The organism is Halochromatium sp. (genome assembly GCF_054919635.1).
Genome location: NZ_JBUDPI010000207.1, coordinates 1 through 6769, shown reverse-complemented (window position 1 = coordinate 6769; position 6769 = coordinate 1). Strand labels below are relative to the sequence as shown.

Annotated in this window: 7 protein-coding genes; 4 read left to right on the top strand and 3 right to left on the bottom strand. The window is 64.6% G+C overall.

Going from position 1 to position 6769, the window contains the following annotated elements:
* Together ACY693_RS12590 and modD are read left to right on the top strand one after the other, a co-directional pair.
* Positions 1-440: TOBE domain-containing protein (locus ACY693_RS12590; protein ID WP_462322173.1), on the top strand; the 440-nt coding region annotated here is incomplete at its 5' end.
* A 172-nt stretch (positions 441-612) separates the two neighbouring features.
* Complete coding sequence (modD, locus tag ACY693_RS12585) at positions 613-1485, top strand: ModD protein (protein ID WP_462322172.1); 873 nt, start codon at positions 613-615, stop codon at positions 1483-1485.
* A gap of 65 nt (positions 1486-1550) precedes the next feature.
* Here modD and ACY693_RS12580 read toward each other — a convergent pair whose 3' ends face one another.
* The 3 genes from ACY693_RS12580 to ACY693_RS12570 all read right to left on the bottom strand — a co-directional run bounded on the left by ACY693_RS12580 (position 1551) and on the right by ACY693_RS12570 (position 3589).
* On the bottom strand, positions 1551-1829 hold the full coding sequence (locus ACY693_RS12580) for a DUF433 domain-containing protein (protein ID WP_462322171.1): 279 nt from the start codon (positions 1827-1829) through the stop codon (positions 1551-1553).
* Positions 1830-1869: 40 nt separating this feature from the next.
* Complete coding sequence (locus tag ACY693_RS12575; RefSeq protein ID WP_462322175.1) at positions 1870-2499, bottom strand: class I SAM-dependent methyltransferase; 630 nt, start codon at positions 2497-2499, stop codon at positions 1870-1872.
* 103 nt (positions 2500-2602) lie between these two features.
* The gene (locus ACY693_RS12570; protein ID WP_462322170.1) at positions 2603-3589 is read right to left on the bottom strand and encodes a TOBE domain-containing protein; all 987 of its coding nucleotides are present in this window, start codon (positions 3587-3589) and stop codon (positions 2603-2605) included.
* Between the two features lie 108 nt (positions 3590-3697).
* Here ACY693_RS12570 and ACY693_RS12565 point away from each other — a divergent pair, with 108 nt between their 5' ends.
* Both ACY693_RS12565 and ACY693_RS12560 read left to right on the top strand, forming a co-directional pair.
* Positions 3698-5311, top strand: coding sequence for an NADH-quinone oxidoreductase subunit L (locus ACY693_RS12565; RefSeq protein ID WP_462322169.1), 1614 nt, complete (start codon positions 3698-3700; stop codon positions 5309-5311).
* Between the two features lie 111 nt (positions 5312-5422).
* The coding region (locus ACY693_RS12560) for a putative inorganic carbon transporter subunit DabA (RefSeq protein ID WP_462322174.1) at positions 5423-6769 on the top strand (1347 nt) is incomplete at its 3' end.

The following is a 6769-nucleotide window of genomic DNA, read 5'->3' as shown; positions in this document are numbered from 1 at the left end:
GAGGAAACAGCATGAAGATCAGCGCCCGTAATCAGTTCCGCGGCAAGGTGGCACAGGTCACCTTGGGTGTCGTTAACGCGGAGGTCTTGGTGACCCTGCCCGGTGGACAGCAGATCGTTGCCATCGTCACCAATGAGAGCGTCAAGTCGCTGAATCTAAAAGAAGGAGCTGAAGCCATTGCGCTCATCAAAGCATCGTCCGTGCTGGTGATGACCGACGATGCAGACATTCGCCTCTCAACCCGAAACAGTCTCAAAGGCAAGGTGACGGCCTTGGAAAAAGGGCCGATTCATGCCGAGGTCAGCATTGGCCTGGGATCCGGGGACAGCGTCCATGCAACCATTACCCATGCCGCCTGCGATGCGCTAGGACTCGAAGAAGGCGTCGACGCAACCGCGGTGATCAAGGCGCCCTTAGTGATCCTTGGTGTACCCGCTTAATCGCGCGGCACCCAAAGCGCAGTATGCACCAGGATATAGCGCAATGCGAAGGTCGTCGCGCCACTTGCACACTAGCGGTGCAATCCGCCCTAGCAGCCCTCGCTGTCTTCTTCACGACAATGCTAAACAACGACGATGTCTTGTTCCCAACCCAAACCGATCGATGTTGACCATGTCTAACTTCAACCCGCCGGTGCTCGGCGACCAGGCCCTCCAGCAGCTTCTGGCGGAAGATGTCCCCTTCGGCGATCTGACCACCGAATCACTCGCCATCAGCGCCAAGACCGGCAGCATCCGTTTCTTCGCCCGCGATCCGATGACCGTCTGCGGTGTCGAGGAGGCGGTGCGGCTGTTCCAGCTCTGCGGCGCCGAGGCCGAGGCGCGCGTGGCCTCCGGCACCGAGGCCGTGCCAGAAACCCTGCTGCTCGAGGCGCACGGCAGCGCCGGCGCGCTGCATCAAGGCTGGAAGACGGCGCAGACGCTGATGGAATGGTGTGGTGGCATCGCCAGCAGCGCCGCCGCCATCGTCGCCGCCGCGCGGCGCGGTGATCCGAACGCGATGGTGGCCGGTACGCGCAAGAATGTGCCCGGCAACCGCCGGCTCGCGGTCAAGGCCTTCAAGGCCGGTGGTGCCGTGATGCACCGCAACGGTCTCTCGGAGACACTGCTGATCTTCGCCGAGCATCGGCTGTTCCTCGGCGACGAGCCGCCGAAGGAGACGCTGGCCCGGCTCCGTCGACAGTGCCCAGAGAAGCGGGTCGTGGTCGAGGTGGCGACACCCGAGGAGGCGCTGATCTGGGCCGAGGCCGACGTGCTGCAGCTGGAGAAATTCACCACCGGGCAGGTGGCCGAGACCGTCGCAGCGCTCGCCGCGCGCGGCTCACAGGCCGTGGTTGGCGCCGCGGGTGGCATCAACGCCAAGAATGCCGAAGACTACGCCCGCGCCGGTGCGCGGCTACTGGTGACGACGGCGCCGCACTTAGCGCCACCGCGGGATGTGCAAGTCCGGTTCTTCAACGCTACGGCGCCGTTTCGTCAGGGATAGCAAGTTCCAGGTAATCACCTGCGGAAATCTGTGAAAGAGCCTCCGCGATCATCGAGCCAGTTCGTTTAATCCGCGGCCAACTGGTCGTGTTCAGAACGAGGATCGCAATTGCACGACCCGAGAGATTCTGCTGGTTCCAACGACCTAGCCGCGTGCTCCAGAACGGCACGCGCTTGCGCGAGCGTGACGCCCGGGAACCAACTGACAAACTCGACGAGCTGGGCCCCATCCTTCAAGTTCTCGAACAGAGCTGTCACCGGTACTCGAGTGCCCCGGAAAACCCAGGCGTCGCTGAGCCGCTCAGGATCATGCTCGACTGCAGCGCAATTGGACCAGTCGATCATAGACAGCCTCCAAGAAGGTCAGCGATATCAGAATCTAGATTCAGTTTAGCCGACTAGCTTGGAGCCTGCTCACAGGCTTGGCCACGGCAATGCAAAACGCCCGGCTCCCGTGACGCGCCAAGGTCGTTAGCTCCTCAAGCTCCAGTCCGGCAGCGTCGATCTGCGCCCTGAGCTCAGGCTCATAGGTCACCCGACCGAACTCGATGCTCGTCACCCGCTTCAGCATAGGCTTGAGGATCTCCATCCAGCGGTCGGGTCGCATCTGAATGGTCTGGGTAAGGTAAAGACGTCCGTCCTCGCTCAACAACGCCGAGCAATGCCGTAGCGCCTGCTCTGGCTCGGGAAGCAGCATGAAGCTCCCGGAGAAATAGACGGCATCGTAGGGTCCGCCTTGGTGATCGTAGACGCATTCGAGGCGGACCTCGGCGCTCTTCGCTAGCGGGGAATCCCGCAGCCTTCGCTGGGCGCTCTTGACGTAGTCGGCATCGATATCGATGCCGGTCACACGCAGCCCCTTGCGCTTGACCAGATCGGCGTTCGCGAGCAGGGCCCCAGCAGTGCCGATGCCGACGTCCAGCATCGCTGCGCCCTCGGGTAGGCGCCTGAGCACCTCCGCGTACCACTGGGAAGTGAGTCTGAGGATCAGTGCATCGTAGATATAGCTTCGGATCATGGGCTCGAGGTGAGTGGCGTCAACAACATCAGACAACCCCGCTGAGCAGGTCATCAAGATGCGGAAGTGGAGCTTTTTGTTCTGATTTCAGGGCATCCTATTAGTCGCTCACGCCAATGATCACGCTTTCGGGCTCAAACAGTGCGCAGGCCGATGTGTGCTCACTGATCCCGAGCGGCTCCAGACGCTCGGCATCGATCAGACCGCGTATCGTAATGCCGGCTTCAAGTGCGATCACCACCTCGGCCGGGCCATCGCTGCGGGTGATGCGCTGAACCTGTCCACAGAGCCGATTGAGACCAGCATCGGAGATGCTGGTGCGGGTGACATGACGGGAGCTGGAACTTGGGCTTGAAATGGAACCGAAGCTGGAGCTAGAGCTGGCGCCGTGGTTGAGGCTAGTGCCGACGCTGGAGCTAGGTCTCGAGCGGGTGCCGATGCTTGAGCCAGCGCAGGCGGTTTCGGACTCGATCCGCACGGCCACGGCCTTGATCAGCGCCCAGACAGGGCGCCCGGGCTTGAGCCCAAGACACTCGACGCTCTCATTGGTCACCCCTGCACGCAACCGCACTCCACCCTGGATCGCGATCTCGACCTCGGCATCCACCGGTCGCGCGGTGACGGAGACGATTTGGCCAATGAACTGATTACGGGCGCTGGTACGCAGCGCCAATCGTTGCAGCATCGCCACCCCGGCCTCCCGATCGCCCAGCGCCGCGTTCACGCTCTCCAAGAACTGCCGGTACTCGGCTGAGATGGTGCGATAGGCCTGGATCAGACGCCGCCCTTCGTCGGTGAGTCGTGCCCCACCCCCGCCACGGCCACCGGTCGCGGTCGAGACCACCGGCGTGGGCGCCAGGTTGTTCATCGCGTCGACCGCATCCCAGGCGGCCTTATAGCTGACCCCCGCGGCCTTGGCGGCTTGGGTGATCGAGCCGCGCTCGCCGATCTGCTCGAGCAGCCCGATCCGCGCCTCGCCCAGGAAGGCGACCTCACCGACGCTGAGCCAGAGCTCGCCGCCGACATTGACGGAGGCCGCTTGCGCTCCCGCAGAGGCAGCCTGAGGCCGTTTAGGCCGCTTATCCATAGATATTCGTGATGTATTTTATCGAAACCATAGATTTTTACTTTCCAGAGCCGAGCACTAGGTTATGCCTGCACCGACAACCAATGGGCCTTGGCCCGGGAGGAGCAGATGTCATCGACACTCGTCACCACTGCCGCTGTCGCGGCACCGCTAGCGCTCTGGCTGACCGCCATGGTGCCGGGCGAGACGGCGAATCGCCATGGCGCACTGATGGCCCGCGCGGCCAACGGCGCCGCCTGGCTCGCCTTTGCCCTCGCCATTATGAGTCTGATCGGGCACGGCTTCGGAGCTCCGGAGACCGTCACCTTCTTCTCCTTTGGCCTCCCCTTCGGGCTCGGCGATTTTGCCATCGGCGTATTGGTCAACGGTGTCACCGTGATCATGCTCAGCCTCGTCGCACTGGTCGGCGCCATCGTCTCGACCTACTCGCGTAACTATATGGCAGGCGAGGCGCGCGAGGGGCACTTTCACAAGTGGATGCTGATGACCCTGGCGTCGATCCTGACCCTGATCGTCTCCAGCAACCTGCTGATGTTCGCGCTGGCCTGGATGGCGACCAGCCTTTGCCTGCACCGACTGCTGGTGTTCTATCCGGAGCGCCCGGCCGCGTTGATGGCCGCACACAAGAAGTTTGTGTTCAGCCGCATCGGTGATGCCAGCCTGCTGATCGCGGTGCTCTTGATCGGCGGCACCCTGCAGACGCTCGACTTCCAGTCGGTCTATGCCGCGATGGCCGCGCTCGAGGGTCCGCTACCTGCCGCGCTACACTGGGCCGCTTGGCTCGTGGTCATCAGCGCCGCGCTCAAGTGCGCGCAGTTCCCGTTCCACGGCTGGATACTCCAGGTGATGGAGGCCCCAACACCGGTCTCGGCCCTGCTGCACGCCGGTATCGTCAACGCGGGCGCGTTCCTGGTGATCCGGATGAGCCCGATCATGTCGGCATCGGGATCCGCGCTGGATGGCCTTGCGATCATCGGCCTCACCACCCTCGCGATCGCGTCGCTGGTGATGCTGACCCAGACCAGCATCAAGGTGTCGCTGGCCTGGTCGACCTCCGCCCAGATGGGCTTCATGCTGCTCGAGGCCGGTCTCGGACTCTACAGCCTGGCGCTGCTGCACCTGGTCGCGCACTCGCTCTATAAGGCGCACGCGTTCCTCGCCTCCGGCAGCAGCGTCGATGGCTTCCGCGCCCCGGCACTGCAGTTCAACGCCGGCGCACCGCAGGCATGGCATTGGCTGGTGGCCTTCCAAGGCGCGCTGTTGATGGCGCTGATCGCCGGCTTCGCGTTCGGCATCGACCCGACCCATCAACCGGCCCTGATCGTGACCGGCGCCATCGTCGCCATCGCCGTCGCCCAGCTTCTGCTGCAGGCGCTGGTACTCGAGGACAACGCCAAGCTGCTGCTGCGGGCGACCGCGATCGGCGCCTTCGTCTGCTTCGCCTACTTCGGGCTGCATACCGCCTTCGAGCACGCGATCGCCGGCAGCATCACCCCCGTCGAGGCCGGCTTCAACGCCTTCGACATGGGCCTGAGCCTGGCCGTGATCGCGGTGTTCATCGGGCTGATCACCTTGCAGCACCTATTCACCCGCATCCAGGGACCGATCCGCCAGGCGATCCAGATGCACCTCTACAACGGCCTCTACGTCGACATCCTGGTGACCCGCCTGATCGCCCGTCTCTGGCCCATCCGCCGCGAGCCTGCGCAAGCACTGGCCTGACCTGAACCGCGAGGAGCAGAAATGATAAACATGCAAGACAACCGCATCGATGACCGGACCCTCGCACGCCAGCCGGTACGTGCTGAAACCGACGGCAACGCAGCGATCTCGATGACCCCGACGTCCCATCCCGACCCGACCCCGGCGCCGCTGCCCGAGCAGATCGACGCCGCCTGCAATCGCATCGCTCCGGTCTGGCCGCTCGACCGCTTCGTCGCCGTCAACCCGTTCCACGGGCTGCGCGACCAGCGCTTCGAGCAGGCTGCCGAGACCATGCGGCGCATCGCCGGCGCACGGATGTACATGCCGCGCAGCTATTACCGCGAGCAGATCGAGGCCGGGCGCATCACCGACGAGGACCTTAGCGCGGCCGCGGCGCGCTGCGGCAGCGATCTTAGCGCCGCCGATCTGCGGCAAGCGGCAGCGGTCGATGCGAAACCGCCGTCAGCGCCCCAATCCGCACCGCTGTCTGCGCCTCTGTTGGCATCCCAGGCTGCACCCCAGTCCGCACCCCAGTCTGCTCAGGTGCCACTGCTGACCTCGGTGCTCGATGACCTCGATGCCGACGACTGGTCGAGCTTCGTCGTCGAGCGCATCAGCCATCATTGCGCAGCCTACTTCGACATGGGCCAGGCCACCTGGAAGCGGCCCTGGCAGGGCATGTCGCTCTATGAATCATGGCGCCGCTTCGCCGCCATGGATTACAGCACCACGATGATGGGCCAGAACGGGATGCGCGCCCGGGTGAAGGCGCTGCCGGAGTCACCTCGCGACTGCATCGAGTCGGCGATCCGCCGCCTCGGCATACCGGCCGACGCCGAGCTCGACTACATGCACGCCGCGCTGATGGACATCGGCGGCTGGGCCGCCTGGGCCCGCCTGCTTCGCTGGGAGCAGGAGCTGATCGGCGGCGAGGACGAAACCATCGTCGAGCTGCTGGCCATCCGCCTCGCCTGGGACGTGCTCGTCTACGAGCACAAGGCCAGCCCGGACCTCCGGAAGCGCTGGCGCGAGGTCTGCCGCCGCCTGAGTCACGGCAAGCCGGCCGCCAAGCCAACGCCGGAGCCGCAGGACATCGAGCACATCCTGCTGACCGCGTTCGAGCTCAGCTATCAGCGCCAGCTCATGGCGGACATGCGCAACGGTCCCGCCGCGCACAGCGAGAGCCCGACGGCCCAGCGTCCGGTGATCCAGGCCGCGTTCTGCATCGACGTGCGCTCCGAGGTCGTGCGCCGCTCGTTCGAGACCATCTGCCCGAAGGCACAGACGCTCGGCTTCGCCGGCTTCTTCGGCGTGCCGATCGAGCACGTGCCGTTCGGCGCGGTCGATTCGCGCTCGCACATGCCAGTACTGCTGACCCCGAAGTACCGTGTCTGCTCCGAGGTCCACGATGCCGACCGCGACGAGGCTGAGCAGGCCTTGGAGACGCAGCGTCGCCGTACCGGCATCCACAAGTCC